Raw genomic sequence first — 2022 nt, forward strand, 5'->3', positions numbered from 1 at the left:
GGCGGCGATCAGGGTGATGGTGCCAGTCAGGGCGGTGGTGCCGCCGGCGCCGGTCGTTGCCGTCGAACCCGTCAGGGCGCCGATGGTCGCACCGAGGGTCGTGGTGCCGCTCGCCGCCGTGGTGCCGCCCGCCGCGCCGTCAAACAGCACGTTGCTGCTCGCAGTCGCGCTGGCAAAGGAGGTGGTGCCGCGCAGGTCGGCCGCCGTCGCACCCGCGATCGTGGTGGAGACGTTGGACTTGGTGGAGTAACCGACCGTGGTCTGCAGCGCCTGGTTGGCGATCGACTTCGCGGAGTCGATCAGCTTCTGCAGCGAGGTGATGCCGGTGTTGGCGGCCTGGAGCACCTGCACGCCGTTGGCGATACCATCGAGCAGATTGTTGATGTCGCTGGCGCGGTTGTCGAGCGACTGTGCCGTGAAGAAGTTGGTCGGATTGTCCAGGGCCGAGTTGACGCTCTTGCCGGTCGACAGACGGCTCTGAGTGGTGGCGAGAAGATCAGCGGTGGACTGGAGAGAGAGCAGGTTCTGACGAACCGATGAGGAGAGAACAATACCGGACATTGAGTGTTACCCTTCTGGTACGCAACGCAACAAACTTCGATTAGGATTAATCGATGTCCGGGACGGTGAACGTAGGTGGCTAACAAAGCATGAAGTGTGTCGCGCCAGACCTCGCGTGGATTCACCATATGAGCGATCGGAGCGAAATCGAGCTCATGCGTATCGCCATGATAGAATGATGCTTTTCGTTGCAGCCGCCAACCATTTGCTACTTGTCAACCATAACTCAGAGTGAGCAATCGGCTGCATATGAATGCATCGTCTTCACGTCACTGCGCGACGCAAACAACGCCCGGGCAAAAAGAAAGCGGCGGGGCCGAAGCCCCGCCGCTCTATTGTCTTGCGATGTTGTCCGCTTATTAGCGGAGCAGCTGGAGCACGCTCTGCTGCGACTGGTTGGCCAGCGACAGCGCGGAGACCGCGATCGACTGACGGGTCGACAGCGCCTGGCTGTTCGCCGCTTCGACGTTGGTGTCCGCCAGGGTCAGGTTCGACGAACCGGTCTGCAGCACGTTGATCAGGTTCTTGTTGAAGTCCTGACGAACCTGCACGACCGAGAGGTTCGAACCGAGGCTCGAGGCTTCCGAGCGCAACGTGCTCGACGCGGCGTTCAGGTTCGACAACACCTTGTTGGTGGCGGAGTTGTCGATGAAGTCGACACCGCTGGTCAACGAGGCGAGGCCCAGACCCTTGGAGTTGTAGGTCACGCCGGTGATGCTGAGGTTGGACTTGCCGGTCTCGTCGAACACCAGCTTGAGCTGGTCGCCGTTCAACAGGTTGACGCCGTTGAACGAGGAGTCCTGCGAGGTCGTGTCGATCTGGTTCAGGATGTTGTTGTACTGAGAGACCAGATTTGCACGCGACGTCTGCGCAACCGTGTCCTGGACGGGGCTGGAAGCCGTCGAGAACGTCAGCGACGAGGTCAGCGTGCCGCCGATCGCACCACCCGCAGCGCTCGAACCGATGGTCGAGGACGCGAAGTCGTTGGTGGTCGAGACCGTCAGCAGGCCGTTGGCGTCGATCGTCGCGGTCAGGTTGTTGGCCTGAAGCGCCGTGTTGAGCTGGTCAAGCGTCTTGACCGTGCCGTTGGTGCCATCGCCGAAGGTGACATTGACCGCCGTGCCGCTGTTGAAGGAGCTGAAGGTCAAGGTCTTGCCGGTGATGCCGCCGACGCCGGAGGTACGAGCCGCGGTGAAGGCGCTCGAGGTCCCGGTGTTGCCGGCAAAGCCGAGCACGTTCAGCGCGTTGCCGGTGCCGGTGATCGACAGATCGGCATTGACGCCGGTCGAGATCTTGAGCTGACCAGACGAATTGATCGTCGAGTTCGACTGGCCAGTTGCGGTCAGAAGCGATGCAGTGCCGTTGGCGTTGACCGTCGCGGTCTGCACGCCGGTGGCAAGGTCGATCGCCTTCAGCACGTCGTTGACCGTGCCGGCCTGGAGATAGACCGTCGAGTTGCCG

Annotated in this window: 2 protein-coding genes; both read right to left on the minus strand. The window is 61.8% G+C overall.

Going from position 1 to position 2022, the window contains the following annotated elements:
- Positions 1-561: flagellin N-terminal helical domain-containing protein (locus UP06_RS05750; RefSeq protein WP_045001302.1), on the minus strand; the 561-nt coding region annotated here is incomplete at its 3' end.
- 359 nt (positions 562-920) lie between these two features.
- Positions 921-2022 (minus strand): DUF1522 domain-containing protein (locus tag UP06_RS05755; protein ID WP_045001303.1); only part of this gene is annotated, 1102 nt, incomplete at its 5' end.

Source organism: Bradyrhizobium sp. LTSP857, from assembly GCF_000938285.1.
Classification (GTDB): domain Bacteria; phylum Pseudomonadota; class Alphaproteobacteria; order Rhizobiales; family Xanthobacteraceae; genus Bradyrhizobium.